Annotated in this window: 27 protein-coding genes and 9 tRNA genes; 24 read left to right on the forward strand and 12 right to left on the reverse strand. The window is 31.0% G+C overall.

From position 1 onward, the window contains the following. The 5 genes from DW911_RS07765 to DW911_RS07785 form a co-directional block, all read left to right on the forward strand. On the forward strand, window positions 1–255 hold a 255-nt coding region (locus DW911_RS07765; protein ID WP_233543050.1), incomplete at its 5' end, for a hypothetical protein. Then, entirely contained in the window at window positions 224–736 is a 513-nt protein-coding gene (locus DW911_RS07770; protein WP_118433241.1) for a GNAT family N-acetyltransferase, read from the forward strand. The genes DW911_RS07765 and DW911_RS07770, both read left to right, overlap by 32 nt. A 39-nt stretch (window positions 737–775) precedes the next feature. Beyond that, window positions 776–1,075 (forward strand): YbaK/EbsC family protein, encoded by a 300-nt coding sequence (locus DW911_RS11010; RefSeq protein WP_199589156.1) that lies wholly within the window; start codon window positions 776–778, stop codon window positions 1,073–1,075. Window positions 1,076–1,310: 235 nt separating this feature from the next. Next, window positions 1,311–1,790 carry a GNAT family N-acetyltransferase gene (locus DW911_RS07780; RefSeq protein ID WP_118433243.1) on the forward strand — a complete coding sequence of 160 codons (480 nt, stop codon included), beginning with the start codon at window positions 1,311–1,313 and terminating at the stop codon, window positions 1,788–1,790. Between the two features lie 149 nt (window positions 1,791–1,939). After that, window positions 1,940–2,908 carry a helix-turn-helix domain-containing protein gene (locus DW911_RS07785; RefSeq protein WP_118433245.1) on the forward strand — a complete coding sequence of 323 codons (969 nt, stop codon included), beginning with the start codon at window positions 1,940–1,942 and terminating at the stop codon, window positions 2,906–2,908. Between the two features lie 35 nt (window positions 2,909–2,943). Here DW911_RS07785 and DW911_RS07790 read toward each other — a convergent pair whose 3' ends face one another. Both DW911_RS07790 and map read right to left on the reverse strand, forming a co-directional pair. Then, a complete protein-coding gene (locus DW911_RS07790; protein ID WP_118433247.1) occupies window positions 2,944–3,183 on the reverse strand; it encodes a hypothetical protein in 240 nt (79 codons plus the stop codon). 84 nt (window positions 3,184–3,267) lie between these two features. Then, window positions 3,268–4,125: a type I methionyl aminopeptidase gene (gene map, locus DW911_RS07795; protein WP_118607679.1), complete on the reverse strand. Its 858-nt coding sequence runs from the start codon at window positions 4,123–4,125 to the stop codon at window positions 3,268–3,270. A gap of 100 nt (window positions 4,126–4,225) precedes the next feature. Between map and DW911_RS07800 the strand changes: the two genes are divergently transcribed. From DW911_RS07800 to DW911_RS07825, 6 genes are all read left to right on the forward strand, one after another. Beyond that, window positions 4,226–4,936 (forward strand): N-acetylmuramoyl-L-alanine amidase family protein, encoded by a 711-nt coding sequence (locus DW911_RS07800; protein WP_118607680.1) that lies wholly within the window; start codon window positions 4,226–4,228, stop codon window positions 4,934–4,936. A 74-nt stretch (window positions 4,937–5,010) separates the two neighbouring features. Continuing rightward, a tRNA-Ile gene (locus DW911_RS07805) sits at window positions 5,011–5,087 on the forward strand. Between the two features lie 37 nt (window positions 5,088–5,124). Continuing rightward, window positions 5,125–5,201 (forward strand) — tRNA-Ile (locus tag DW911_RS07810). Between the two features lie 15 nt (window positions 5,202–5,216). Continuing rightward, a tRNA-Ala gene (locus tag DW911_RS07815) sits at window positions 5,217–5,292 on the forward strand. Between the two features lie 100 nt (window positions 5,293–5,392). Then, window positions 5,393–6,163 (forward strand): putative ABC transporter permease, encoded by a 771-nt coding sequence (locus DW911_RS07820; RefSeq protein ID WP_118607681.1) that lies wholly within the window; start codon window positions 5,393–5,395, stop codon window positions 6,161–6,163. A 6-nt stretch (window positions 6,164–6,169) separates the two neighbouring features. Then, entirely contained in the window at window positions 6,170–7,180 is a 1,011-nt protein-coding gene (locus DW911_RS07825) for a PTS transporter subunit IIC (RefSeq protein ID WP_118433255.1), read from the forward strand. Window positions 7,181–7,189: 9 nt separating this feature from the next. On the opposite strand, the gene DW911_RS07830 is transcribed toward DW911_RS07825, so the two are convergent. Then, on the reverse strand, window positions 7,190–10,357 hold the full coding sequence (locus tag DW911_RS07830; RefSeq protein WP_118433257.1) for a DEAD/DEAH box helicase: 3,168 nt from the start codon (window positions 10,355–10,357) through the stop codon (window positions 7,190–7,192). 93 nt (window positions 10,358–10,450) lie between these two features. Here DW911_RS07830 and DW911_RS07835 point away from each other — a divergent pair, with 93 nt between their 5' ends. After that, the gene (locus tag DW911_RS07835) at window positions 10,451–11,062 is read left to right on the forward strand and encodes a pentapeptide repeat-containing protein (protein WP_158568215.1); all 612 of its coding nucleotides are present in this window, start codon (window positions 10,451–10,453) and stop codon (window positions 11,060–11,062) included. A 33-nt stretch (window positions 11,063–11,095) separates the two neighbouring features. On the opposite strand, the gene DW911_RS07840 is transcribed toward DW911_RS07835, so the two are convergent. The 7 genes from DW911_RS07840 to DW911_RS07870 all read right to left on the reverse strand — a co-directional run bounded on the left by DW911_RS07840 (window position 11,096) and on the right by DW911_RS07870 (window position 13,058). Next, the gene (locus DW911_RS07840) at window positions 11,096–12,451 is read right to left on the reverse strand and encodes a sodium-dependent transporter (RefSeq protein ID WP_118433261.1); all 1,356 of its coding nucleotides are present in this window, start codon (window positions 12,449–12,451) and stop codon (window positions 11,096–11,098) included. A gap of 108 nt (window positions 12,452–12,559) precedes the next feature. Continuing rightward, window positions 12,560–12,643, reverse strand: a tRNA-Leu gene (locus tag DW911_RS07845). Window positions 12,644–12,651: 8 nt separating this feature from the next. Then, a tRNA-Lys gene (locus tag DW911_RS07850) sits at window positions 12,652–12,727 on the reverse strand. A 6-nt stretch (window positions 12,728–12,733) separates the two neighbouring features. Next, a tRNA-Thr gene (locus DW911_RS07855) sits at window positions 12,734–12,809 on the reverse strand. A 10-nt stretch (window positions 12,810–12,819) separates the two neighbouring features. Further along, window positions 12,820–12,895 (reverse strand) — tRNA-Val (locus DW911_RS07860). A gap of 8 nt (window positions 12,896–12,903) precedes the next feature. Next, window positions 12,904–12,979 (reverse strand) — tRNA-Glu (locus DW911_RS07865). Window positions 12,980–12,982: 3 nt separating this feature from the next. Continuing rightward, window positions 12,983–13,058, reverse strand: a tRNA-Asn gene (locus DW911_RS07870). A 209-nt stretch (window positions 13,059–13,267) separates the two neighbouring features. On the opposite strand from DW911_RS07870, the gene DW911_RS07875 reads away from it, so the two are divergent. Genes DW911_RS07875 through DW911_RS07890 form a run of 4 tightly spaced genes read left to right on the forward strand, consistent with a single transcriptional unit; the run spans window position 13,268 to window position 15,844 of the window. Beyond that, a complete protein-coding gene (locus DW911_RS07875) occupies window positions 13,268–13,669 on the forward strand; it encodes a PTS sugar transporter subunit IIB (RefSeq protein WP_118433263.1) in 402 nt (133 codons plus the stop codon). Window positions 13,670–13,722: 53 nt separating this feature from the next. Further along, window positions 13,723–13,977, forward strand: a complete 255-nt coding sequence (locus DW911_RS07880; protein ID WP_118433265.1) for a hypothetical protein — start codon at window positions 13,723–13,725, stop codon at window positions 13,975–13,977. Between the two features lie 11 nt (window positions 13,978–13,988). Continuing rightward, window positions 13,989–14,855 carry a DegV family protein gene (locus DW911_RS07885; protein ID WP_118433267.1) on the forward strand — a complete coding sequence of 289 codons (867 nt, stop codon included), beginning with the start codon at window positions 13,989–13,991 and terminating at the stop codon, window positions 14,853–14,855. Continuing rightward, complete coding sequence (locus DW911_RS07890) at window positions 14,855–15,844, forward strand: dipeptidase (protein WP_118607682.1); 990 nt, start codon at window positions 14,855–14,857, stop codon at window positions 15,842–15,844. The genes DW911_RS07885 and DW911_RS07890 overlap by 1 nt, the downstream gene beginning before the upstream one ends. Before the next feature lie 33 nt (window positions 15,845–15,877). Here the strand turns inward: DW911_RS07890 and mscL are convergent, their stop codons facing one another. Further along, on the reverse strand, window positions 15,878–16,309 hold the full coding sequence (gene mscL / locus DW911_RS07895) for a large conductance mechanosensitive channel protein MscL (RefSeq protein WP_118433271.1): 432 nt from the start codon (window positions 16,307–16,309) through the stop codon (window positions 15,878–15,880). 325 nt (window positions 16,310–16,634) lie between these two features. Between mscL and DW911_RS07900 the strand changes: the two genes are divergently transcribed. The 5 genes from DW911_RS07900 to DW911_RS07920 all read left to right on the forward strand — a co-directional run bounded on the left by DW911_RS07900 (window position 16,635) and on the right by DW911_RS07920 (window position 21,882). Beyond that, entirely contained in the window at window positions 16,635–17,453 is an 819-nt protein-coding gene (locus tag DW911_RS07900) for a MurR/RpiR family transcriptional regulator (protein ID WP_118433273.1), read from the forward strand. Window positions 17,454–17,463: 10 nt separating this feature from the next. Continuing rightward, entirely contained in the window at window positions 17,464–18,309 is an 846-nt protein-coding gene (locus tag DW911_RS07905; RefSeq protein ID WP_118433275.1) for a fumarate hydratase, read from the forward strand. Next, window positions 18,306–18,857, forward strand: a complete 552-nt coding sequence (locus DW911_RS07910) for a Fe-S-containing hydro-lyase (protein WP_118433277.1) — start codon at window positions 18,306–18,308, stop codon at window positions 18,855–18,857. The genes DW911_RS07905 and DW911_RS07910 overlap by 4 nt, the downstream gene beginning before the upstream one ends. 109 nt (window positions 18,858–18,966) lie before the next feature. Continuing rightward, a complete protein-coding gene (locus tag DW911_RS07915; protein ID WP_118433279.1) occupies window positions 18,967–20,223 on the forward strand; it encodes a M15 family metallopeptidase in 1,257 nt (418 codons plus the stop codon). A gap of 36 nt (window positions 20,224–20,259) precedes the next feature. Continuing rightward, window positions 20,260–21,882, forward strand: a complete 1,623-nt coding sequence (locus DW911_RS07920; protein ID WP_118607683.1) for a B12-binding domain-containing radical SAM protein — start codon at window positions 20,260–20,262, stop codon at window positions 21,880–21,882. Window positions 21,883–21,894: 12 nt separating this feature from the next. Here the strand turns inward: DW911_RS07920 and DW911_RS07925 are convergent, their stop codons facing one another. Next, complete coding sequence (locus tag DW911_RS07925; RefSeq protein WP_118433283.1) at window positions 21,895–23,646, reverse strand: aminopeptidase P family protein; 1,752 nt, start codon at window positions 23,644–23,646, stop codon at window positions 21,895–21,897. A gap of 164 nt (window positions 23,647–23,810) precedes the next feature. Here DW911_RS07925 and DW911_RS07930 point away from each other — a divergent pair, with 164 nt between their 5' ends. The 3 genes from DW911_RS07930 to DW911_RS07940 all read left to right on the forward strand — a co-directional run bounded on the left by DW911_RS07930 (window position 23,811) and on the right by DW911_RS07940 (window position 25,901). Next, a complete protein-coding gene (locus DW911_RS07930) occupies window positions 23,811–24,290 on the forward strand; it encodes a DUF2798 domain-containing protein (RefSeq protein ID WP_118433285.1) in 480 nt (159 codons plus the stop codon). Window positions 24,291–24,548: 258 nt separating this feature from the next. Continuing rightward, a complete protein-coding gene (locus DW911_RS07935) occupies window positions 24,549–24,857 on the forward strand; it encodes a hypothetical protein (RefSeq protein WP_118433333.1) in 309 nt (102 codons plus the stop codon). 12 nt (window positions 24,858–24,869) lie between these two features. After that, window positions 24,870–25,901, forward strand: a complete 1,032-nt coding sequence (locus DW911_RS07940) for a V0D/AC39 family V-type ATPase subunit (RefSeq protein WP_118433287.1) — start codon at window positions 24,870–24,872, stop codon at window positions 25,899–25,901. Window positions 25,902–25,903: the final 2 nt, after the last annotated feature.

Below are 25,903 nucleotides of genomic sequence, written 5' to 3' on the forward strand. Positions count from 1 at the left end.
AAGGATAAAGTGATATTTATGTACTGGCAAGGTACGTTTATATCATACAAGAACAAAGTTGAACATATCATTTTGGATATGCCCTCTGTCGCAAAAACATCACATTATTTTTATGAAAGATCAGGATTTTTAAAAATAAGTAAAAATGAATTACCAATTGCTTATTCTTATCCTGACAGAGATAGTATTTTATATATGCTTGATAGTGGACTTGGAGAAGGTAATGGAAAGATCATATTTTATGAAAACATCTAGAATAGCGTTTTCAACTTGGGAAGAAGATGTTGAATTAGCTAGAAGTTTGTGGGGAAATCCACAAGTAACAAGATATATTTGTGCTAGTGGTAAAATGAGCGAAGAAGAGATAACGCATCGTTTAAAATTAGAGATGACAAACCAAATGAAATATCATGTACAATACTGGCCGATATTTATTTTGGATAGTCATGAATTAATAGGATGTTGTGGATTAAGACCATATAAAGATTATCAATATGAAATGGGGATACATTTACGACCTCAGTTTTGGAACAAAGGTTATGCATTAGAAGCTTGTAAAGCAGTGATTGATTATGCATTGAATTATTTACACGCAGAAAGTTTATTTGCGGGACATCATCCTAAAAATAAAGCATCTCAAAAGTTATTAATAAAGCTGGGATTTCAATATGTAAGGGATGAATTTTATAAACCAACAGGGCTTTATCATCCATCCTATAAGTTAAAGAAAAATTAAAAAGTGTATTTATTATAATTTTAATATGAAGGAAAGTATATGAAAAAGGAAGAGATTTATCAATATCTAAAAGAACACAATATTCAATTTGAAGTGACTGAACATGATGCCGTTTTCAATATGGAAGAACTTACACATGTTGAATTACCCAATCCTGAATGGGATGCAAAGAATTTGTTTGTTAGAGATGATAAAAAGAAAAATTATTATTTGATTACTGTAAAAGGCAATCAACGTGTTAATTTAAAAGCTTTTCGTAAACAACATGGATTGCGAAATCTTTCTTTTGCATCTCCAGAGGATTTAGTGGCTATGATGAATTTAAAACCAGGGCTGTAAGCCCGTTAGGAGTTTTGAACGATGATAAACGATGTGTACATTTTTACTTGGATGTACAATTTAAAGGACAAAAAATAGGCATTCATCCTAATGAGAATACGGCGACCATTTGGATGAATACAGATGATTTAGTAGCGTTAATACAAAAACACGGAAATGATGTCACCTTTGTAGAAATATAGAATATTTTTATTATAGTAGTTTGTGACTTAAGATAAGTTAAAGGAGCTTTATTATGGAATTGAGAAAGTATAACGAAGATGATGTTCTAGCAATGATTCAAATTTGGAATGAAGTCGTTGAAGAAGGTGTGGCTTTTCCCCAAGTTGATTATCTTGATGAAGAAAGTGGGCATATATTTTTTAAAGAACAAAGTTATTGTGGTGTAGCCACTGACCAAGGGAAAGTCGTCGGACTTTATATTCTTCATCCTAATAATATTGGTCGATGTGGTCATATAGCCAATGCCAGCTATGCTGTCAAATCTGATTGTCGAGGACAACATATTGGTGAAAAATTGGTTAGTGACTGTCTTGTACAAGCAAAGAAGTTAGGGTTTAAGCTTTTGCAGTTTAATGCGGTTGTAGAAAATAATGTTCATGCAAGGCATTTGTATGAAAGACTTGGCTTTGTACAAATTGGAACAGTACCGCATGGTTTTTGTATGAAAGATGGTTCTTATCAAAATATTTGTTTGTATTATTATGAATTATAAAATTTTTAGTACTTCATTAAGAAGTACTATTTTGTTATATTTGATGCATTTATCTCATTAGCAACCTCTAGTTGACAAATAGAAAAGCCTGGTTGGTAGTCAAATTTAGTACTTTTGTATAAAATGAAGATACAAAGAAAGGGGATAATATGAAAATATCTGAAAAAATTACATCATTAAGAAAACAAAAAGGTTGGTCTCAAGAAGAATTGGCTTATCAACTTAATGTGACAAGACAAGCTGTGTCTAAATGGGAAAGTGGACAATCATTGCCGGATACTGAAAAAATAATTCAATTAAGTAAAATCTTTCAAGTAACAACAGATTATTTGTTATTAGAAGATTATCATCATGATCAAGTAGAACAAAATGAAATAGATTATTATTTAAGTAAGGAACAAGCAATGAATTATTTAACATTAAGAAAAAAGGCTGCACCTTTTATCGCTTTAGCGACATCGTTATGTATTGTTTCACCAGTGTTATTAATTGGTTTATCAGCGTTAAGTGAATACAGTTCTTTGAGATTAAGTGAAGACCTTGCTTGTGGTATTGGCTTGTCATTTTTAATTGTTTGTGTAGCTATAGCCGTTATTTTGTTTTTACACTTTGCCAATCAAGTGAAATCCTATCAGTATTTAGAAACTGAAGCATTTATTTGTGAACAGGGAGTAAAAGAGTATATTAAAACTGAGAAAAAGAATTTTCAAAATCGTTATAATCAGTTAAATATAATAGGAACATCACTATGTATCCTATCGGTTTTGGGTATCTTTGTTTCAATGACTATGTCTGAAATCTTTGTTGTCTTTGGTGTTTGTATAACACTTATTGTTGTTTCACTTGGGGTCTATGCATTTGTATATGGGGGAACAGTTTATTATGCTTATGCAAAGATTTTAGAAGAAGGAGAGTATACCAAAAAACAAAAAGCAAAAAAATCACTAAAGAGTATGGTGAGTGGTATTTATTGGCTTATTGTGAGTGCTATTTACTTTTTCTATACATTTGGGCCTTATGGTAATGGACAAGGTCAATATAGTTGGTTTATATGGCCAATAGCGGGTGTCTTATACGCAGCAATGATGATGGCTTTTAATTATGTAAATAGAAAATAAAAATACGTTCAGTATCAAAACCGAACGTATTTTTATTATTGCAAAATGAGTTCAACAGTAATATTTTCATCATCTTCTGTTATACAATCAACTCTAACAGTTGCTTTTGTACCTAGATAATTTTTAAAGTCAGGATCAACTTTAGCTGATTTAATTCTTTTTTTAATATATGGTTCAACTAATATCCTGAGAAGCTTTTGAGTATCAGGGTCTTGAGAATCGGAAAATATGTATTTAAAAAAATGAGGATTATTAAATATCGCTGAATTATTCATTTTTTCACCTCCCAATATTATATATGGTTTTTAAGAGGTCTTTTTCTTTTAAAAAATAAAAAATATTTCAATTAATGAAACATTTTATTGAGAAATGATTTCTACGCCATCTTCGGTAACCAAGAATGTATGTTCCCATTGAGCAGATAATTTACCATCATCAGTATAAACTGTCCAATCATTATCGTACCCTAAATGAATATGTCTTGTTCCTTGATTAATCATAGGTTCAATTGTAAAGACCATACCGGGAACAATAATTTCTGTTTTTTCGTTTGGTTTAAAATGAAAAACATAAGGATCCTCATGCATGCTTGAACCAATACCATGACCACAAAATTCTTGAACAACACTATATCCGTTTAAATGAGCATGTTTTTCAATGGCAGCACCAATATCACCAATACAGCTTTTCCATGGTTTTACAGCTTTCATACCTTCTTCTAAACATTCTTTAGTTACTTTAACTAAACGTTTTGCTTCTTCACTAACATGACCTAGCATGAACATTCTTGAAGCATCTGCATAATAACCATTGACACCAGTTGTTGCATCAACATTAATAATGTCTCCATCTTTTAATACATAGTTACCAGGAATACCGTGGCAAACCTCATCATTTACTGAAGTACAAATACTTTTTGGATATCCTTGATAATTTAAATCAGCAGAATATCCACCATGACTTGAAGTATACGCTACTGCCATATCATCTATATCTTGAGTTGTCATACCAATTTTGATGTTTTTTTCAATATAATCTAATAAACCATTATTCACAACAGCAGCTTTCTTTATTGCTTCAACTTGTTTTTGATTTTTAATCATTTTATGAGTAGGTACTTTATAACCATGTTTTTTATAATATTTTAATTTTTTATCAAATTCTTCATGACATACATCGTAGACAAGCTGACTACCACACCAGCATTTCTTTTTCATATTTCAACCTTCTTTCGTTTCAAGTATACACTAGAATAATAGATATTTCACATCATATCATAATAAAATAATCAAGACATATATTAAAACAGGTGAATTTATGAAAAGAAAGTGTATCATGATTATTATTATAGTGTGTGTTTTAATGATTCCTTTTTATTTCTATCAAAAGGTATATAGTCAAAGTCATGCAACACCTTTAAAGTATCGATATGTTGTGATTGATCCTGGACATGGTGGTTTAGATAATGGAGCCATGGAATATGGATATAAGGAAGATGATATTAATTTATCCATATCGAAGCTATTAAAAAGTGAATTAGAATATTATGGAGCAATAGTCTATTTAACAAGAGACGGTGATTATGATATGACCAAAAGAAATCATCATTATTCAAAACAAGATGATATGTATTTGAGAGTGAAAGAGATTGACAAGCATCAAGCTCATTATTTATTAAGTATTCATCAAAATGCTGCCAATAACTCAAAGGCGTGGGGTTCACAAGTTTTTCATTACTATCGTAGTAAAAAAGGTAAAACACTAGCAAACAAAATAGATAGACATTTAAAAGAAGTAACGCATAGTCGCAAACCTATTAGTGGATGTGGTTTTAGAGTTTTACGAGCAACCCAAACAGTTGGGGTTTTGATTGAATGTGGATTTATGTCTAATTATAATGAGTGTGGTCAACTAAGAAATGAAAATTATCAAAGAAAACTGGTAGAACAAATCGTTAAGGGTTTGATAGAATATGATCAAGAGGCAACAAAAAAGGACAAAAAACAGAGTAAAAAAATACTTGAATAAAATGTAAAAAAAATAAAGAAAAGTGTTGACGAATAGAGATATATCATGTTAATATATATGGGCAGTCGATTGATGGGCCTGTAGCTCAGTTGGTTAGAGCGCACCCCTGATAAGGGTGAGGTCGATGGTTCAAATCCATTCAGGCCCACCATTAATTAATTGCTTAATATAGATGATATAAATTTTATGGGCCTGTAGCTCAGTTGGTTAGAGCGCACCCCTGATAAGGGTGAGGTCGATGGTTCAAATCCATTCAGGCCCACCATTAAAATTTATAACTGGGGCCATAGCTCAGCTGGGAGAGCACCTGCCTTGCACGCAGGGGGTCAGCGGTTCGATCCCGCTTGGCTCCACCAATAGTAAATGAACCTGTTTATACAGGTTTTTTATTTTTATAAGAAAGAATGCAAAAATAAAAGCATATGATATAATAACTAAAAAGAAAGGAACAACTTTATGGAACAATTATTCATTTATATTTTATCCTTTTTTATTTATAGTTTTTGTGGATGGATTTGGGAATCAATTATGATTCACGCTATTTACATGAAAAAGTTTGTTAATAGAGGTTTTTTAAATGGACCGATGTTACCGATTTATGGCAGTGGAGCTTTAATTGTAGTGTTGTTTTTTAGAATGGAAGGGGTCCATTATCCAATATATAGTATCTTTTTATTGGGTGGATTGATTGCTTGTGTAGTAGAGTATTTGACTTCATGGGCCATGGAAAAGATGTTTCATGAACGCTGGTGGGATTATTCAAAGAAACCGTTTAATTTAAACGGAAGAGTATGTTTGGAAGGATTCGTGTGCTTTGGTTTATTTAGTGTAGCAGCAACGTGTCTTATTCAACCTTTTTTTGATAAAAAGTTAGCACTTATTCCTTATACTGTACAAATTGTACTGATTGTTATATTGGTAACGATTTTTGTTGTTGATCTTATTCGTTCGGTACATATTGCTACTCATCTTAAAAAGGAAATGGAAGAAATGGTTAAAGTGTTGGAAAGAGAACAAATGCGAATCCATCAAAAGTTTGCCGATTATGAAGTTGAGTTAGAACACTTAAAAAATATTAAGACTTTAAGAGGTTTGATTGATCAAATTAATATTGAATTAAAGAATAAACATTATCGTTATGGGTCAAGGCGTATTCTAAAAGCCTTTCCCTATTTAGTAAAAAAACGTATTCAAGAAACACATGAAAGAATACGTGAAAAGGAGTAATAAAGAATGGCTTATTCAAGAGGTAAGGGGAATTATGTTGTTAATACTTTAAATGGTATGGCTTATGGTTTCTTTTGTAGTTTAATCATTGGTACGATTTTAAAACAGTTAGGAACATTTTTAAATGTTTCAGAATTAACGAGTTGGGGTACGATAGCAAGTTATCTTATGGGTCCTGCGATTGGAGTTGGAATTGGTTATGTTATTGAAGCAAAGGGTTTGAATCTAATTGCGGCTATTATTGCAGGAGCAATAGGTGCAGGAACGTTTAGTAATGGAACGATTCAAAGTGGTAATCCAATTATTGCTTATGTTACAGTGATTGTGGCTATTGAGGTGGTAAGACTTATTCAAGGGAAAACGCCAATAGATATTTTATTGGTTCCGTTTTGTTCAATTCTTGTTGCAGGAATTGTATCTAAATATATAGGTCCTTATATTTCGCAAGTAATTGTATGGCTTGGAGGACTTATTAATGATGGAGTTGCCTTACAGCCTTTATTTATGTCTATTGTAGTTGGTGTTTTAATGGGGATGGCTTTAACTGCACCCATTTCTTCGGCGGCGATTGGTGTCATGCTTGGATTAAATGGTTTAGCAGCTGGGGCAGCTTTAGCGGGATGTTGTTGCCAAATGATTGGCTTTGCAATGATGAGTATTGATGATAATGATATTGGTGATGTTATTGCAATAGCGATAGGAACAAGTATGTTACAGTTTAAAAATATCATTAGACGACCTGTAATATGGTTACCACCAATTTTATCTTCAATTATTGTCGCTCCTATTTCTACGGTTTTATGTCATATCGTTTGTACACCGATTGGTTCAGGAATGGGAACAGCAGGGTTGGTTGGCTTAATTGAGGCGGCTTCTGTTATGGGTGGTAATCAAGTTTGGATTATCTTATTGATTGTTGATGTTTTATTACCGGCAATTTTAACACTTATGTTCTATAAGGCGTTTAGGAAGCTCAATTACATAAAAAAAGGGGATTTAAAGATTTCAGATCTTTAATCCCTTTTTTTATTGGAATAAGGAAACAACATCTTCAATAGACATGGAAGTAATCGTTCCTTTATTGTTTTCAACGAACATATTAGATAAATCTTGTTTTTGTTCTTGTAATTTTTGAATTCTTTCCTCAATTGAATTTTTCATGACAAGTTTGTATACTTGAACATTGTTTGTTTGACCAATACGATAAGCACGGTCTGTTGCTTGATTTTGAGCTGACATATTCCACCATGGGTCATAGTGGATAACGACAGAAGCACTTGTTAAGTTGAGACCAGTACCACCTGCTTTTAAGCTGATAAGGAAAACAGTCGTATCATCTTTTTGGAAAGCATTAACAAGTTGATGACGTTTTATTTTGGTTGTAGAACCAGTTAACACATAATATGAAATATCGTTCTTTCTTAGTTCTTTTTCTATTAAATCAAGAGAACTTGTAAATGAAGAGAATAATAAGACTTTTTGACCACTTTCTTTAGCTGTCGCAATAATATCCATACAAGTTTTTAATTTTGAACTAGGTTCCATTGTTTGAGGATAAACAATACGTTGATCACAACATAATTGACGTAATCTTGTCATCATTGCTAGAATTTGAATACGGTCTACATGATTAACTTGAATAGCATTTTGTAAATCAGTATTAATTTGACTTAAATTTGCAAGATAGATTTTCTCTTCTTCTGGTGTAAAGGAAATCATCACATTCTTTTCAATCTTATCTGGAAGTTCGTTTAGAACTTCTTTTTTGGTTCTTCTTAAAATGAATGGTTCCACCATTTGTTTCAATTTCTTTTGTTTTTCTTGATCTTCATCTCTAACGATAGGTGCTTCAAAGTTCTCTTTAAAATAATGATAATTATATAAGTAATGAGGCATTAAAAAGTCAAAGATTGACCATAATTCAGCTAATGAGTTTTCAATTGGGGTACCGGTTAAAGCAAAACGATGAAAACCATTAATTTCTTTTACTGCTTGAGCGTTTTTGGTACTTTGATTTTTAATATATTGAGCTTCGTCTAAAATAAGATAATAGAAAGTATAATCTTTATATAATTCATAATCACGACGAATATAATCGTATGATGTAATAACAACATCATAATCTTTAATTTGAGCGATTGCTTGTTGTCTGGAAGATAATGGTCCAGCAATACATAATGTCTTTAAATCTTTAGAAAACTTATTGATTTCATCAGCCCAGTTATAAATAAGAGTTGCTGGTGAAATAACAATGCTGACATGATTTTCATCTTTACAGTCTTCTAATAAAGTGATCATTTGCAATGTTTTACCAAGCCCCATATCATCGGCTAGAATACCCCCAAAGCCATATTCAGACATGGTTTTAAGCCATTTAAAACCAGTGACCTGATAATCACGTAAAATAGGCTGATAAGCTTTAGGAACAGTGAATGAAGTTGTATTTGGTTTTTTGATGTGATCAATTAAATGAGAAAACTGTTCATCACGAGTAAATTGAATATGTGACTGACTAGCAAATTGATCTATATAAAGTGAATGATATTTATCGACCACGATTTTGCCGTCTTCAATTTTATTTTCATCAATATTTAAGTCTGAAATAAGATGTGATATTTCTTTTAATGTTTCATCATTTAAGTTAATGAACTCTCCATTTTTTAAGCGATGATAAGACTTATTATGTTGGAATGCAAGAATGATATTTTTTATTTCTTCTTTATCGACATGAATACTATTTAAGTCGATTTCAAGTAAATTGTTTTTTAAATGGATTCCTGCATTTAATTGAAGATTTCTAGGTTTATTAAATTGTTTGATTTCTTCACTTATGTAAATTTCACAACTATGATTTAATGAAGGAAGAATTTCAGTGATGAAATAATAAATGTCCTCTTCGTCATATAGATAATACATATTCGTAATATCGTCATAGCGTAAATATTGGTTAAGTGTCTCTAAAACTTGATCTAATTTTAAAGGTAAGATAAGTGAATTGATATCATCTAGAATAGTTTCACCTTGGTCATCTCGATATTCTAAAGAAACTGTAAGTTCGTTATTATTGTTGATATCTACATAAACAAGTAGGGAAACATCAACTGGAAGATAATCATCAATATGATCTCCTTCAAAGTTAACATATGGAATAGCACTATCAATAATATATTTTGAGAATAGTGAAATATCATCATGAGAGATCATTAATGGTTCTTTTTCTAATAATGTAAGTAATGGTTTTAAAGCTTCACTGCATGCCTTAGAATAACGGTTTAAAGTATAATAATCAAAATAATAAATATATTGGTGTCCAATAAAAGTAATACCGTCTGTTTTTTTATTTTCAATTGTAATAAAGTCTTCTTCATCTTTGATAGTAAAAGTAAGATTATTTAAATCAATTGTGGTGAAGTTAATATTAATATCTAAATTATCAAAATGATGATAGAAGAAATCATCAATGTTTTCATTAGTTAAACGAATTGTTTTATCGTCGTGAAATTGTTTATAGTATTCTTCAATAAACTGAATTTGTTTTTGACTAGAATGGTCAAAAGAACTTAATTGATGATCAGTTGTAAGAGTCTTACCATATTGAATAACTTGATTTGTTTTAATGTCATAAATAAAATCATGGATACTTTTAATAGCATAGCTTTTATCGTGAGCTATTTTATAAGATAAGTACAAGCGATCGAAACTTGTTTTAATATTAGGAATAAGATGAACTGGGCTTACCAGTGGCATCTGCTTTGCTTTAATTTGTTTTTTATAAATATCAATAAGTTGATGACTTTTTTGAATTTGTTTTTGAATGTGTTCACTCTCTTGTTTTGCTTTAATGCTCTCTAATTGAACAGATTCGTTAATTTTTTGATTGAAAGAGTATGGAATATCTGACATTTCTAAACCATAAAATTTCAATAATAAAACTCCAATGTGCTGACAGGCAAGTTCGTCTGGTTTACTGTCTTGGCAATCACATCCAAAATGAAGAATATTTCCACTTTTGTCTATAGAAACATGACATTGATGATTTTGCCCTTCGTCTAACACACCGCCAATGATTTGGTAAGTATTTGCATCTTTAATTACCGACATTTGACAAATAGTTTGTTGTTTAAAAAGATGGTGTGCTTTTTTCCAATTGAGTTTGTTAAAGTATTTATTTATTTCATCATCTTTAATATACATTCTATCCACCCCTATTGCTTCATTATAGCATTATTTGCTTCAATTAAGAAGATATAATAGAATATAAATTACAAGAAAATGGAGGAAGAAAAGGTGAATAGAAATAAACCTAAAATAAATCAACTTACAAAAGTTGATTATATTGAAGATAAAGATGTGATAGAAGAAATTGAGGTAGAAAATTTAATAGATAATAATTATCATGACCATCAAAGATTATCAAGTTGTATTTTTAAAAAAGTGAGTTTTGTTGGAAAATTTCAAGAGTGTGATTTTGTTGATGTTATTTTTGATCATTGTGATTTAAGTAATTTAGATTTTTCAAAGCAAAGATTTTTAAGGGTGGAATTTATTGAATGCAGAATGAGTGGGATACGCTTTTGTGATGGACTTTTAGAAGATGTGCATTTTGATCAGTGCTTGATGCCTTATTCAAGCTTTGATCAAGTAAGATTTAAAAGAACGTTTTTTAAAGAATGTATAATGAAAGAAACAGCTTTTTATGATTTGAACATGAAATATTGTTGCTTTAGTCGATGTACATTACAAAAGAGTGAATGGATGAGGGTGAAAAGTCAAAAAATTGATGTCAGTGATAGTGATATTGAAGGAATACGTTTAGATTTTGATAGTTTACGTGATCTTGTTGTCAATACATTTCAAGCTATTGAATTATCAACTATGTTAGGCATTATCATAAAATAAAAGATATACACTTTTTTGTGTATACCTTAAAGTTTATAATGTGATAAAACCAAATGTAGATAATATATAACTTAGTAAAATAATAATGAGTGTTGGAATACAAATATATCTCATTGAAAAGATGTAAGCTTTTTCTCTTTTAAAGGCAGAGGTTGAAGCAACTTCATCATGAATGGTTTTAAATCCAGTGACTTTAATAACGAGTAATACTGTACATAAGGCAGAAATTGGCATCATACATGAATTGGTAATAAAGTCAAAGAAATCTAGGATGGTCATACCTAATGGTTGAATCCAACTTAATAAGCCATATCCTAAAGAAGTTGGGATACCTAATGCTAGAATACCAATTAAAGAAGTAAGTGCGGCTTTTTTTCTTGAAAAATGGAATTGTTCCATAAATGTAGCAACAGCACATTCAGTAAGTGAAATTGCTGAAGTTAATGCTGCGAATAATACTAGTAGGAAAAAGACTACACCAATGATATGTCCTAAAGCTAGAGAATCAAAAACTTTAGGCATAGTAATAAACATTAAAGATGCTCCGGCATTAAGACTTCCTTTTCCAGAAAAAGCAAAGACAGCAGGAATAATCATTAAACCAGCAAGAAAAGCAATTAAAGTATCCATGATTTCTACTTGGGTAATGGCTTTTTCCATATCAACATCTTTTTTCATATAAGAACCATATGTAAATAAAATACCCATACCAATTGATAATGAATAAAACATTTGTCCCATAGCTGCAATAACGGTCATAATGCTAAAACGAGAAAAATCAGGAATGAGATAATATTTCAATCCCTCAATAGCTCCAGGTGTTGTTAAACCATATACAGCAATAAAAGCAGCCATGACAACAAGTAAAGGCATTAAAACTTTACTTACTTTTTCAATTCCCTTTTCAACTCCTTTAATAACAACGATAAATGTTAATAGTGCAAAAACAACTAACCAAAAAGCAGGGGAAATAGGGTCGGATATAAATTGAGTAAAGTAATTATCTTGCGTAAGTTTATGTGCTGCACCAGTAAGATAAGCGTATAAATATTTACACACCCAACCACCAACAACACAGTAATAAGGAACAATTAACATCGGAATGATAGAATTAAGCCATCCTCCAAAACGTAATTTTTTGGCTCCTAGTTGATGATAAGCCTGAATTGGGTTTTTACGAGTTTTTCTTCCTAGTGCTGTTTCGCTTAGCAGTAAGGCAAATCCAACTGTTAAAGCTAAAATAACATAAGTAACGAGGAAAGTTCCGCCTCCATACTTAGCGGCTAAATAGGGGAAACGCCAAATATTTCCAAGTCCAACAGCTGATCCAGCAACAGCCATAACATAGCCAAGTCGTCCGGAAAAGCTTGATTTTTTATTGTTTTCCATAATATTCTCCTTCAATAAAGTGCCATTCTATTATATCCAAATATAAAAGGTTAAGTCAATTATAATGAAAATAAAAAAACCTCGATATAATCGAGGAATTTTATTAATTGGTGCGGGTGACAGGAATCGAACCTGCACGCCATAGGCGCTAGATCCTAAGTCTAGTGCGTCTGCCAGTTTCGCCACACCCGCATAAAAAATGGTGACTCGCAGGCGATTCGAACGCCTGACCCTCTGATTAAAAGTCAGATGCTCTACCAACTGAGCTAGCGAGTCATTTTATGGTGCCGGCTAAAGGACTTGAACCCTCAACCTACTGATTACAAGTCAGTTGCTCTACCAATTGAGCTAAGCCGGCTTATAAAAAATGGTGGAGGTTAACGGGCTCGAACCGCTGACCCTCTGCTTGTAAAGCAGATGCTCTCCCAACTGAGCTAAACCTCCAAAAAATATGGTGACTCGTACGGGATTCGAACCCGTGAATGCATGCGTGAAAGGCATGTGAGTTAACCGTTTCTCCAACGAGCCACATGGCGCTTGAAGTAGGACTCGAACCTACGACCGATCGGTTAACAGCCGATTGCTCTACCAACTGAGCTATTCAAGCAACTTAACAGTGCTCTAGTATATTATCATAGCTTTTTGATTCGTGCAAGTGTTTTTGAGAAAAAAGTTTAAATTTTTTAGCATACACAAAAGTGGTAATTGATACCACATTTAACGATAAGAAAAAACATATAATATGATTATTTATGATAAATCTATTTACCTTTATAAAATGTTTAGGTATAATGGATATAGTTGGAGGTCAATGACATGATTAGAATATTATTGTGTTGTGGTGGGGGTTTTTCTTCAAGTTACCTCACTGTAAAAATGCAAAATGAAATTAAAGATAAAAACTTACAAGATGAGGTTTTGATAGATTTTTATCCTTTTAAATTGGTTGATGAAAAGATTGGAAACTATGATATTGTGATGTGTTGTCCTCATTTAAACTTTGAAATGAAACGATATGTAAAAGCTCATCATCCCAAGATTCCTTTCTATTTGCTTCCACCTAGAATGTATGGACTCATGTCTTTTGATGAATTATATCAAGACGCTAAAGATGTGATAAAAGAATTTAAGCAAACAAAAATGAATCCTTTTCACTTTCCAGGTGAAGAAAACAATTTAAGAATAGAAAGAAGTCAAGCGTATTATCATATACATTAGATTTCTTTAATATAAATAATGATTAAATCAGAATAATAATAGAGGAGAAGAATATGGATAAACAAAGAGAACAAGCAACAAAAATCGCACATCAATTTATTGTCTATCAAGAAAGTGAATGTGCAGATCAAAAGGAACAAGAACATCCTTTTGATGCTTTATGGCAAAGTATTTATGATATGTGTAAATTAATTCACTTTGAAATAGCAGATGGATTTAGTGAAGAAGAATTTCAAGAAGCTTATCAGTGGTTAAAGAAGTATCAAGAATTAACGGACGACTATCAAACGTTTGAAATTGAATTTTAAGGAGACCGACTATGAATAAATATTTAATTGTAACAGATACAACAAGTGCGATGTCTTTAGATATCGCCAATGAATATGGCATTGAATTGATTTCTCTTAGTGTATTACTTGATGGTCAAGAATATAAAGATCAACAAGATATTTCTACTGAAGAACTTTATCAGTATTTAAAAGATGATCAAACACCATCTACGAGTCAACCTAATACAGGTTATTTGATTGAAAAGATGGAACAATGGCAAAAAGAAAATTATGATGCCATTATCATTATTACATGTTCTAGTGATTTAAGTGGAACAAATAACGGCTTCCATCTTGCTAGAGATACGGTAGGGTTAGAAAATGTTTACATTTATGATAGCCGACAAGTAGGGGCACCGGTCATGGATATGGCAATAACTGCTAAAAAGATGGCAGATGAAGGACATGATGTTGATTCAATTATGAAGATGTTAGAAGAAAAGACAGCGCATAGTTTTTCTTTTTTACATCCAGATAATTTTAAACAATTATCTAGAAGTGGACGTTTATCACCAATGGCTGCAAGAATGGGAACAATGTTAAAAATAAAAGCTTTACTTTGTTTAGATGAAAAAGGGCAAAGTGTAGATAAGTATGGAATGTGTCGTACGGAAGCTAAAATGGGAAAAATGATTGTTGATAAATTTAAGGAAGATGGTGTTAATAGTGATGAATATAAAATTTATATTTGTCATGCTGATAACGCTAAAAGGGCGACTGCTGCTAAATTACTTTTTCATACGATGTTTCCTGGAATTGAAGTAGAAACACATTTGTTACCGGCTGTTCTTACTTGTCATGGTGGACTTGGATGTGTAAGTTATCATTATACATATAAAGGAAAGGGGAATCTTTAATGCATGTAATTGATATGCATTGTGATACAATTTTAAAACTATATGAGAATCATTTGCAGAACAAAAATGGTTCATTATTAGAAAATGATGCGCATATTGATTTAAAGAAAATGAAACAAGGGGATTATCTATTACAAAATTTTGCTATGTTTGTTCATTTAGATGATCACCCTCATCCTTTTATTACAGCAAATAAACTTATCAATTATTACTATCAAGAAATAGAAAAATATCCAGAATATATTAAACCTGTTTTTTGTTATCAAGATATTATTGATCATCAAAAAGAAGGAGTCATGTCAAGTTTACTTACAATAGAAGAAGGTAATGTGATTGAAAATGACTTATCTTTATTACAACATTTCTATCGTTTAGGTGTAAGAATGATTACACTCACTTGGAATTTTGCTAACGGAATAGGATATCCTAATTTTACACGCGCTAAATGTTATGAAGATACTTTAAAAATAAATACTCAAGATGGTTTAACAGATTTTGGTATAGAGTACATTCAAGAAATGGAACGATTAGGTATGATTATTGATGTTTCTCATTTAAGCGATGCAGGATTTTATGATGTTTATCATCATACAACAAAACCGTTTGTTGCCAGTCACTCTAATGCTAGAGCATTATGCCACGTGGCAAGAAATATGTCTGACGATATGATTTTAAAACTAGCTAGTCGAGGCGGTGTCATGGGCATTAATTTTTGTGGTGATTTTTTACATGAACAACCTGGTGGAAATGCAAGAAGTTGTATTGAGGATATGGTTAAACATATTATGTATATTAAAGATTTGGCAGGTATTGATTGTATTGGTTTAGGAACTGACTTTGATGGTATTGATAGTGAACTAGAAATGGATCATTGTGATAAAATGCAAGAATTAGCTAAAGCATTAGAAAAAGCAGGTTTAAGCCAAGAAGAAATAGAAAAAGTTTTTTATAAAAATGTATTACGTGTTTATAAAGAAATATTAAAATAAAAATATTCCTAGTTGAATGACTAGGAATATTTTTTATAGATCACTTGTACAATGTGGACATTTAGTAGCTTCGATTGAAATCTCGCTTTTACAATAAGGACAAATCTTAGTTGTAACAGGAGCAGGTTCTTTGTCACTGTTACGAAGTTTATTCATTGCCTTTACAAACAAGAATACAACAAATGCCATAATAAGGAAATTAATCACACCAGAAATAAATGTTCCATAATTGACTGTAGAAACGCCGGCTGCTTTAGCAGCTTCTAAAGTTTTATAATGTTGACCATCTAGTGCAAAAAATAAATTATTAAAATCTAAACGACCAGTAACCAGGGATAGAATGGGCATCATAATATTATTAACTAATGATGTGACTAATGAATTAAAAGCGCCCCCAATAATTACCCCAACAGCAAGATCAATCATGTTTCCTTTGATTGCAAATTCTTTAAATTCTTTTAACATACTATCCTTCCTTTCCTTATTATATTTGTATTATAGTGTGCCGTTTTTGTCAAATAAAAAAGGAAAGTGATACACTTTCCTTGAACTGTTAGGGAAAAGAACAGTTTTATTATGAATTCCTAGAGGGAAAGCTAGGAATGTAGTCACCTTTGGGGAGGGAAAATGAATTGATTTTCTTTTTGACTACACTGTTAGTATAGAAATAAAGAATGTTTAAAAAAAGGAAGAATTGTCAAAAATTGTGGGAAAGTGAATTTAAAAAACAAGCATACACAAATAACAAGACATAGTGTATAATGATTTCAAGATACAGGAGGACACAAAAGTGAAGAGTTTATTTTACCGATTAATTATATTTTTAGATACAGCAAGTGAAGAGGATACAAATTATAATATTGCATGGTACATGGCTCATCATTTTGCAGAAGTGGCTACAATGGGGATTAGTCAATTAGCCCGCGCTTGTTTTGTTTCTCCGGCTACGATTTCTCGCTTTTGTCGTGCATTAGGTTATGAAAATTTTGCTCATTTAAAACAAGAATGTGCTTCTTTTGCGCCAGATAGTCGAAAATTTAATAATTTAATTAATGTACCTTTAGATATGATGAAAAATGATCCTCAAGCTTGTACTCAATATTATAGTGATCAAGTATGCTTGGCAATTAGTCAATTATCAAAAACATTAGATTGGCATGTCATTGATCAAGTTTTAAAGTTGATTCATGATAGTGAATCGGTTGCTTTTTTTGGAACTCAGTTTTCTCATTCAGCAGCATTGCATTTTCAAACTGATTTATTAATGTTAGAGAAGTTTACTATGGCTTATATGGAATTGGATCGACAAATTGATTGTGCTAAATCTTTAGATGAAAATAGTGTGGCGATTATTGTGACTGTTAATGGTTATTATGCTCGCAGTAGTTCTAAAGTCATGGCTTATTTAAAAAAGGCACATTGTAAGATTGTTTTAATAACAAACAATCCAGAGATTCAGTTAGATGTACCTATAGATTATAAGATTGTCTTAGGAAAAAGTAGTCAAAGAAAAACTGGGAAACATACACTTCTTACGGCTATGGAATTAATGTCACTTAGATATTATTCAATTTATTATCCAGATGTAAAAGAAAAGATTATTGAATAGGGGGAAGATTATGAAAGAAGTACAATGTCAAGATATTACAGCTGCCATTAAAAAGATGTGCATGGAAGCGGCTTGTCAATTACCACATGATGTATTTAAAGCAATTAAAGATAAACAACTTGAAGAAGATGGAAAGTTAGCTAAAAAGACATTACAAGTCATTATTGATAATGCTTCACTAGCTAGTGAAAATCAAATGCCTATTTGTCAGGATACGGGAATGGCTTTTGTCTATGTTACCATGGGACAGGAAGTTCATATTCAAGGGGGAAGTTTAAAAGAAGCTATTGAAGAAGGGGTACGTCAAGGTTATCAAGAAGGATATTTAAGAAAATCAGTAGTTAAAGATCCTTTGTTTAATCGTGTTAATACTCAAGATAATACACCTGCTATTATTTATTATGATATTGTTCCTGGTGATATATTTAAAATTGTTTTAGCACCTAAAGGATTTGGTTCAGAAAACATGAGTCAAATTAAAATGTTAAAACCAAGTGATGGTTTACAAGGAGTTAAAGATTTTGTTTTAAAGGTTGTTAATGATGCTGGACCTAATGCTTGTCCACCAATGGTGATTGGGGTAGGTATTGGTGGTTCTTTTGATAAAGTAACGATGCTTGCTAAAAAAGCTATGATTAGAGAAATTGGTAGTCATCATCCCAATCAACAATATGCAGCTTTAGAAGATGAATTATTAGAAATGATTAATCAAACTGGAATTGGTCCGGCTGGATATGGTGGAAAAACAACAGCTTTATCTTTAAATATTGAAACTTTTCCAACTCATATTGCTGGAATGCCTGTCGCTGTAAGTATTTGTTGTCATGTTGCGCGTCATAAGGAGGTAGAACTATGATTCAATTACATACACCTTTAACTGTAGATAAGATTAAGCAATTACATGCAGGTGATGAAGTTTTATTAAGTGGGGTCATCTATACTGGTCGCGATGCTGCTCATAAACGTTTAGTTGCTTTACTTGATGAAAATAAACCGTTACCTTTTGATTTAAAAGATCAAACAATATTTTATGTAGGACCAACGCCAAGTAAACCAGGTAAGGTATTTGGTAGCGGGGGACCGACAACCTCAGGAAGAATGGATGCTTATTCACCAAGATTGATTCCTTTAGGATTACGTTCAATGATTGGCAAGGGTTATCGAAGTGATACTGTTAAACAGTCAATTAAAGAAAATCATGGTGTCTATTTTGGTGCTATTGGTGGCGCTGGAGCGATGATGAATGCTTGTATTGAAGAATGTGAAATTATTGCTTTTGAAGATTTAGGTCCCGAAGCCATTCGTCGTTTAAAAGTCAAAGACATGCCCTTAGTTGTTGTTATTGATAGTGATGGTCAAGATTTATATGAAATAGGAAGAAAACAATATTTGAATCAGAAATAACGAATTTATCGTTATTTCTTTATTATGTGTTAATTGAATAAACAAATAAAAAAGCATTGTAAATAAAAATGCATTTTTTTATAATAGTAATGATAGTAAAGGAGAGCATATGAAATTATTTAAAAAGAAAACAGATTATTCATATTATAGTTCGTATAATTCTAAATCGAGAAGAGTACGAGTTGATCGTGTTGTTGTTGCGGCTATTGCGGGGGTTGTACTCTTTGTAGCAATCGTTGCTTTTTTAAATTTAAATCGTATTAAATTAATGGTTAAAGGTTATTCTTTTAGTACGGCTAATGAGATTGTCGCATCATTTGATAGTGGTGAAGAAAAAGAAATCTTATCTCATGATAAAATGGATCATATTTTAAATTGGGCTCATGAATCATCAAAGGTATCTTTATTTGATGAATATGAAAAATATTGGTCTTATCATAAGAAGATGAAATATAGTGAAGTTGTTGAATTTGTTGATAGTGTATTTAATAATCAAGTTCCTCAATTGAAATCAATGGGTTATGATGAAAAGACAATATGGTCATTACTTAAAAAAGATGCTTCTAAATCAGATATGCAATATTTAATTGACAATCATTTAACAAATGAAGCAACAAAGGAATACCGTAAAGTCAAAGGATATAAGTTAAAAAATATGTTAGCTTACATTGAAAAATATAAAGAGGTTCATGATTATAATTATGCAGTCAATATTGTGAATTATCCTTTTATTGTTTCAAGTAATGGAGATGCTAATGTTAAATATGAAATCAGCAATCCTGATTCTTTATTAACTTTAGTAAAAAAAGGATTCTATTTACCGGAAGATTATGAACCTAAAGATTTAGTTGTTCCTAATGTAAGTGTGGCTCCTGATTGTGAAAATAATAAATTAAGAAAAGCAGCAGCCAAAGCATTTGAAGAAATGGCTAAAGCTGCTGAAAAAGAAGATCTTCATTTAGTGTTAAATAGTGGATATCGTTCTTATGCAGACCAAACAAAGACATATAAAGAATTTGAAACAAAATATGGTGGACAATATGCAGCTGAATATGTGGCTATCCCTGGAGGTAGTGAACATCAAACTGGATTAGGTATTGATGTGACAGCTCAAAGTGTAGTAGAAGGAAAGAAACTTGTATTTGGTGATACAGAAGAATATGATTGGGTTATTAAACACTGTAGTGATTATGGTTTCATTATTCGTTTTGAAGAAGGAACTGACAACATTACTGGTATTGCCCATGAACCTTGGCATGTTCGTTATGTTGGAAAAGCAGTAGCTAAAGAAATCATTAAAAACAAATGGACTTTTGAAGAATATTGTTTATATAAAAATGTGATACCATCATTTAAGAAAGATTAATCTAGAGTTTACCTCTAGATTTTTTATAGGGAAAATATGAAAACATTAATTAGTACTTTAAATTCAAAATATATACATAAATCATTGGCGTTACGTTTACTATATGTTGCTTGTAAAGATAAACATGATATTGATTTTAAGGAATATACGATTAAAGATAATCTAGATGATATTGTAGATGATCTTTACCAACAAAACTTAGATGTATTATGTTTAAGTGTTTATATTTGGAATGTTGATTTAATTAAATTATTATGTGAAAAACTAAAAGCTAAGCAACCTTCTTTAATTATTATTATCGGTGGACCTGAAGTCACTTATGATATTCATTATTTTTTAGATCATTTTAAAATAGATTATGTGATGGCAGGAGAGGGAGAAGTTGCTTTAGATTTATTATTGAATTGTTTAGAGAATAATAAGCCAGTGGAACTACAAGGAATTAGTAGCTATGATCATCGTGATGAACGTCTTATTCCTCCTGTTGACTTAAGTTATTTAGAGACCCTTGATTCTCCTTATTTGCTACCTCGTGATTTACCAGAGATGAAAAATAGAGTTCTTTATTTTGAAACAAGTAGAGGGTGTCCATATCAATGTCAGTATTGTTTATCATCATTAGAAAAGGGATTAAGATTTTTTAGTATAGATTATTTAAAGAATCAATTAGAACAAATATTAAAAACAGATGTTAAAACAATTAAATTATTAGATCGTTCTTTTAACGCTAAAACCTCACATGCACTGGAAATATTAGATTTTATTTTTAAACACTATCGTTCGGGAGTTCAATTTCAATTTGAAATCAATGGGGATGTTTTAGACCAAAGAATTATTGATTTCATTAATGAAAATGCGCCAGAAAATTATTTACGATTTGAAATAGGAATTCAATCAACCTATGAACCAACCAATGAAATTGTTAAAAGATATCAAGATTTTGATCGTTTATGTGATGTTATCAAACAATTACAAACAAATCATAAAATAGACTTTCATCTTGATCTCATTGCTGGTTTGCCTTTAGAAACTTTAGAACGTTTTGCAAAGTCTTTTGATGATGTTTTTGCTTTATATCCAAAAGAATTACAATTAGGATTTTTAAAACTGTTAAGAGGCACAAGTCTACGAAAGGACTATCAAAAATATGGTTATCAATTCCAACAAGAGGCCCCTTATGAACTTATTTCAAGTGACTATTTATCAAAGCAAGATATTGCTGATATTCATTTAGCCGAAGATACGCTTCAAAAATATTGGAATTCAGGTAGAATGCCAATCACAATGAATAAAGTTCTTCGCCGTCAAATATCACCATTCTATTTCTTTTTAGATTTAGGAAAGTATTATCAAAAATATCATTTTAAGTTCTTTAAGTTCCAATTAGATGAGTTATTTAGTTATTTAGATCAATATTTAAAACATGAATATCAAGATGATTTAATAGAAGATTATTTACGTTTAGCTAAGGTAAAACCTAAAAAGTGGTGGCAAACAAGAATTAAAGATGAAAAGGAAATTAAACATCAACTGATTGATCAATATCATTTAAGTCAAGAAGATGTTTTTCGTTATGGAATTGTAGAAAAATTAAAAGATGACTATATTTTAGCCATCTATAAAAATTATCATGTTGAAGTCAAACGTTATGTGTTATAAAAAAAGCAGGTTTTATCCTGCTATATATAAATGGTCTTGTAACCATTGTTTTTCTTGGTCTGTCATAAATGACTCTAATTTATGATAGACCATTTTTTGATATTCATTAAATTGTTTAATTTCTTCATTATTAAGTAAAGAAGCATCAATACCATCAATATCAAAAGGAACATAAGTAATAGGTTCAAATTTTAAGAATGTTCCATATTCATTTTCTGCTTCTTTTACACATAGTAATTCATTTTCATGACGAATACCATATTGTCCTTCTTTATAAATACCAGGTTCATCAGTTGTAATCATACCTGGTAAAATAGCACTGTTAGTTTTATGACCGGCAACCGTGTCACGAGGGCGAATACTGTTAGGTCCTTCATGAACACTTAATAAGTGTCCTACACCATGTCCGGTACCACAACGATAATCAAGATTGTGTTCATAAACGATACCACGAGCTAAGATATCTAGATTAGCACCAGTTGTTCCTTGGATAAAATGAGCGTTTTGTAATCTTAACATTGCCTTTAATGCAACAGTAAAGGCATGTTTTTGTTCTTGGGTAATGTCACCCAAAACAAAAGTGCGTGTAATATCGGTTGTTCCGTCAAGATATTGTCCACCACTATCAATTAATAATAATCCTGAATCATGAACTGATGAACATTGTTTTTCACTAGCGTGATAATGCATTAAGGCACCATTTGCTTGATAAGCACAAATGGTATCAAAACTAATGTCTAAGAAATTTTCTTGTTGACTTCTAAATGTTTCTAATTTGTTAGAAATGTCAACTTCATTAATTTGATCTTTTGAACAATGTTTTAACCAATACATGAATTTAGTGACTGCAATCCCATCTTTTAAATGGGCGTTTTTGGTTGCTTTAATTTCAACATCATTTTTAATAGCTTTCATTAATTGAGAAGGATTATCTTGGTTTACAATTTCACCATGAATGATTTTAGATACAAGAGAATAGTTTACTGTATTTTTATTTAACATAATATGACCTGTTAAATATTCAACATCTTGATAGATGTCATAATAGTCTTTGATATTGATATCGTCTTGCTTTAATTCTTCTATAGCTTTTTGGTCAAAGACATTTTTTTGAACGTAAAGCGTAGCTTTATCTTTTTCAATTAAAGCATAACTATTAACAACAGGATTACAATGAACATCTTGACCACGGATATTAAAAATCCACATAATATCATCTAAACTGGTAATTAAATGATAAGAATAATCTTTCATTTCTTTTCTAATAGCTTCTAATTTTTCTTTTCTTGATTGCCCACAGTATTGTAAATCATAAAGATAAGCTTTTTGACAGGAAAGAGCAGGACGATCTTGCCATATTTCACCAACTAAATCATAATCACCAATAATATTATTAGGAAGACCTTCGACTTGACCATAAGCCATCACTTTTCCATCAAAACCAATAGTATCATCAGGATGTTGTTTTAAAAATTCGTGAAGAGTTAAAACATGGGGTAATCCCATCTTCATTAAATGGATACCAGTATCTTTAATTTCATTTTCAGCTTGAATAAAGTAACGACCATCTACCCATAGATAAGCTTCGTCATGAGTTACCACCATTGTTCCAGCTGAACCTGTAAAACCAGACATGAATTGACGACATTTAAAGTATTCACCAACATATTCACTTTGGTGATCATCGCTTGTAGGAATAATGTAAAGATCAATGTCATGCTGTTTCATTAAATCTTGTAATTGTTTAATTCTTTCTTTAATCATAATTCTACCTCACTTCTTTATTTATCATATCATAAAAAAAATACTTACATAAAGGAAAATGATGTGTTAAAATGCTTGAGCATATAAACGCAGTGAGATGCACACTTAGTGGAGTCAAAATCGAGTTTTGACTCCACTATTTTTTTGAAAGGGAGGAATTATATATGCCACAAAATAAAAGAGAAAGTATTATTTATTCAATTATTGTATGTTTTTTAATGGTTTTTGTAATGTCTATTTACAACGTGACACTTCATCATGGTGAATTGACTTTAGCGGTTGTCAAGGCAGCTTGGTTAGGTTTTCCGATTGGTTTTATTTTTGCTTTATTTTTTGATTTAGTTATTGTATCCAAAATAGCTAAAGGTTTTGCTTTTCGTTATCTAATCAAATCTCATGATAAACCACTTAAAATAGCAATTTGTATTTCATCATGTATGGTTGTTTGTATGGTCATTATCATGTCTTTATATGGTGCTTTAGAAGCTTGTGTTACAATGGGTCAATTTAATGCTTTACCTATTATTTGGTTAAGTAATATACCTAAAAATTTTATTATGGCTTTACCATTACAGCTCATGATTGTAGGACCTGTTTCAAGAAAGGTGTTTCGTAGTTTATTTCCGCTTGGAACCGTAAAATAGGACTTCAAATTTGAACGGAGTTATTTAGGGGTTTATTTCGTTTTAAATATGTCTTTTTTATATAGCCATTATAACAATTTTATATAACAAAATAACTCGATAACGGTTACATTATTTTATTTGGATATTCAAGTAAAATGTAGTTGAACTTTTAAAATAATGGGAGTAAACTACTAATGACAAAAATGAAAATACGCTATAGGATGCCAATAATGAGCATTTTATAGGTGTCTGGAAATTTTAAAGGAGGGTTACATGATGGAAGATATTATTCAAAGATTAGTAGAAGTAGATCGTGAATGTGTCAAACGTGTAGAAAGTGCAAAATTAAAGAAGAAAGATGCACAATCAAACATGAATGATAAGAAAGCTTCAATTTATGATGAGTATATTGAAGGTCAAAAAGAAGAAGTTGAAAAACATAAAAATGATTTGCTTGCTAAAAATAAAGATGAAGCCGCTAATCAAGAGAAAGAATATCTTGATTCGATGAACAAAATGGAGTCATTATATCGTGAAAACAAAGATAAATGGGTTCAAGAAATAGTAGAAAGATGTTTAAAGTAAGAAGGTGAAATAATGTCATTATCTTCAAATGCATTATGCGCGAAGGCAAAGGCGATGTATGGTAACCGATTAACAGAAACTGTTTATAGTGATTTATCACGAAAGCTAACAGTTGGTGAAGCTGTCACTTACTTAAAAACACAAACACGTTATAGTGATGCTTTAAAAGATGTTAATGTGCGTAATGTGCATCGTGGACAAGTTGAATCTGCTTTAAATCGTGAGTATTTTGATCGATGTGCAAAGTTAATGAAGTATGCACCTCGTAAGAATCAAGATTTTTACTTATATCAATTTGCTAGTTTTGAAATTGACTTAATTATGGATAAAGTCATGTCTTTAGCCGCAAAGCAGAAGAATAGTTTTAATTTAGATATTCCAGATTATTTAAGTCATAAAACAAGTTTTAACTTATATGGTTTAATTAATATTGAAAGTTTTAAAGATTTGGTATTGTATTTAAAAGATACAAAGTATTATAAAGTATTAAAGGATTTTGATTTTTCATCACCAATTGATTTCAATGGTTTAGAGATGAAATTACAAAAACTTTATTATGAAACAGCCATATCATCAATAAAGAATAACTTTTCTGGACGTACTAGAAAAGATTTACTTAATCTATTCTATACATCAATTGAGTTAAAAAACATTACTAAAATCTATCGTTATAAAAAGTATTTTAACGAAAGCGAAGAAGTTATTCGTCGATCATTATATTTGGAGTATTCACGCTTACCAAAAGAAATGATTGATAAACTTGTTTGTGCTTCGGGGGAAAAAGAAGTTTTAATGTTACTAGCACAATCAAAGTATAAATTATATGAGGATGATCGAGATTATCCTTATATTGAATACTATATGGATAGTATTCAATATAACATTGCCAAAAGATATATGCGTTTTTCGGGATCTGCTCCACTTGTTTATATGACATATTGTATTTTACTTAGAGTAGAAATCGATAACTTGAAACATATTATTGAAGGTATCCGTTATAATCGTGATCCATCAAGTATTGAAGAAACGTTAATTTATGCTTAAGG

The organism is Erysipelatoclostridium sp. AM42-17, assembly GCF_003480255.1.
In the GTDB taxonomy this organism is placed as follows: Bacteria; Bacillota_I; Bacilli_A; order Erysipelotrichales; family Coprobacillaceae; genus Faecalibacillus.

Coding starts and splice junctions, on each gene's coding strand:
- DW911_RS07925 (WP_118433283.1), bottom strand. CDS start 23,646: ATGATTAAAGAAAGAATTAAACAATTACAAGATTTAATGAAACAGCAT.
- DW911_RS11010 (WP_199589156.1), top strand. CDS start 776: ATGAAAAAGGAAGAGATTTATCAATATCTAAAAGAACACAATATTCAA.
- DW911_RS07885 (WP_118433267.1), top strand. CDS start 13,989: ATGAATAAATATTTAATTGTAACAGATACAACAAGTGCGATGTCTTTA.
- DW911_RS07920 (WP_118607683.1), top strand. CDS start 20,260: ATGAAAACATTAATTAGTACTTTAAATTCAAAATATATACATAAATCA.
- DW911_RS07910 (WP_118433277.1), top strand. CDS start 18,306: ATGATTCAATTACATACACCTTTAACTGTAGATAAGATTAAGCAATTA.
- DW911_RS07905 (WP_118433275.1), top strand. CDS start 17,464: ATGAAAGAAGTACAATGTCAAGATATTACAGCTGCCATTAAAAAGATG.
- DW911_RS07785 (WP_118433245.1), top strand. CDS start 1,940: ATGAAAATATCTGAAAAAATTACATCATTAAGAAAACAAAAAGGTTGG.
- DW911_RS07800 (WP_118607680.1), top strand. CDS start 4,226: ATGAAAAGAAAGTGTATCATGATTATTATTATAGTGTGTGTTTTAATG.
- DW911_RS07820 (WP_118607681.1), top strand. CDS start 5,393: ATGGAACAATTATTCATTTATATTTTATCCTTTTTTATTTATAGTTTT.
- map (WP_118607679.1), bottom strand. CDS start 4,125: ATGAAAAAGAAATGCTGGTGTGGTAGTCAGCTTGTCTACGATGTATGT.
- DW911_RS07790 (WP_118433247.1), bottom strand. CDS start 3,183: ATGAATAATTCAGCGATATTTAATAATCCTCATTTTTTTAAATACATA.
- DW911_RS07935 (WP_118433333.1), top strand. CDS start 24,549: ATGGAAGATATTATTCAAAGATTAGTAGAAGTAGATCGTGAATGTGTC.
- mscL (WP_118433271.1), bottom strand. CDS start 16,309: ATGTTAAAAGAATTTAAAGAATTTGCAATCAAAGGAAACATGATTGAT.
- DW911_RS07780 (WP_118433243.1), top strand. CDS start 1,311: ATGGAATTGAGAAAGTATAACGAAGATGATGTTCTAGCAATGATTCAA.
- DW911_RS07830 (WP_118433257.1), bottom strand. CDS start 10,357: ATGTATATTAAAGATGATGAAATAAATAAATACTTTAACAAACTCAAT.
- DW911_RS07890 (WP_118607682.1), top strand. CDS start 14,855: ATGCATGTAATTGATATGCATTGTGATACAATTTTAAAACTATATGAG.
- DW911_RS07915 (WP_118433279.1), top strand. CDS start 18,967: ATGAAATTATTTAAAAAGAAAACAGATTATTCATATTATAGTTCGTAT.
- DW911_RS07840 (WP_118433261.1), bottom strand. CDS start 12,451: ATGGAAAACAATAAAAAATCAAGCTTTTCCGGACGACTTGGCTATGTT.
- DW911_RS07940 (WP_118433287.1), top strand. CDS start 24,870: ATGTCATTATCTTCAAATGCATTATGCGCGAAGGCAAAGGCGATGTAT.
- DW911_RS07770 (WP_118433241.1), top strand. CDS start 224: ATGGAAAGATCATATTTTATGAAAACATCTAGAATAGCGTTTTCAACT.
- DW911_RS07880 (WP_118433265.1), top strand. CDS start 13,723: ATGGATAAACAAAGAGAACAAGCAACAAAAATCGCACATCAATTTATT.
- DW911_RS07825 (WP_118433255.1), top strand. CDS start 6,170: ATGGCTTATTCAAGAGGTAAGGGGAATTATGTTGTTAATACTTTAAAT.
- DW911_RS07930 (WP_118433285.1), top strand. CDS start 23,811: ATGCCACAAAATAAAAGAGAAAGTATTATTTATTCAATTATTGTATGT.
- DW911_RS07875 (WP_118433263.1), top strand. CDS start 13,268: ATGATTAGAATATTATTGTGTTGTGGTGGGGGTTTTTCTTCAAGTTAC.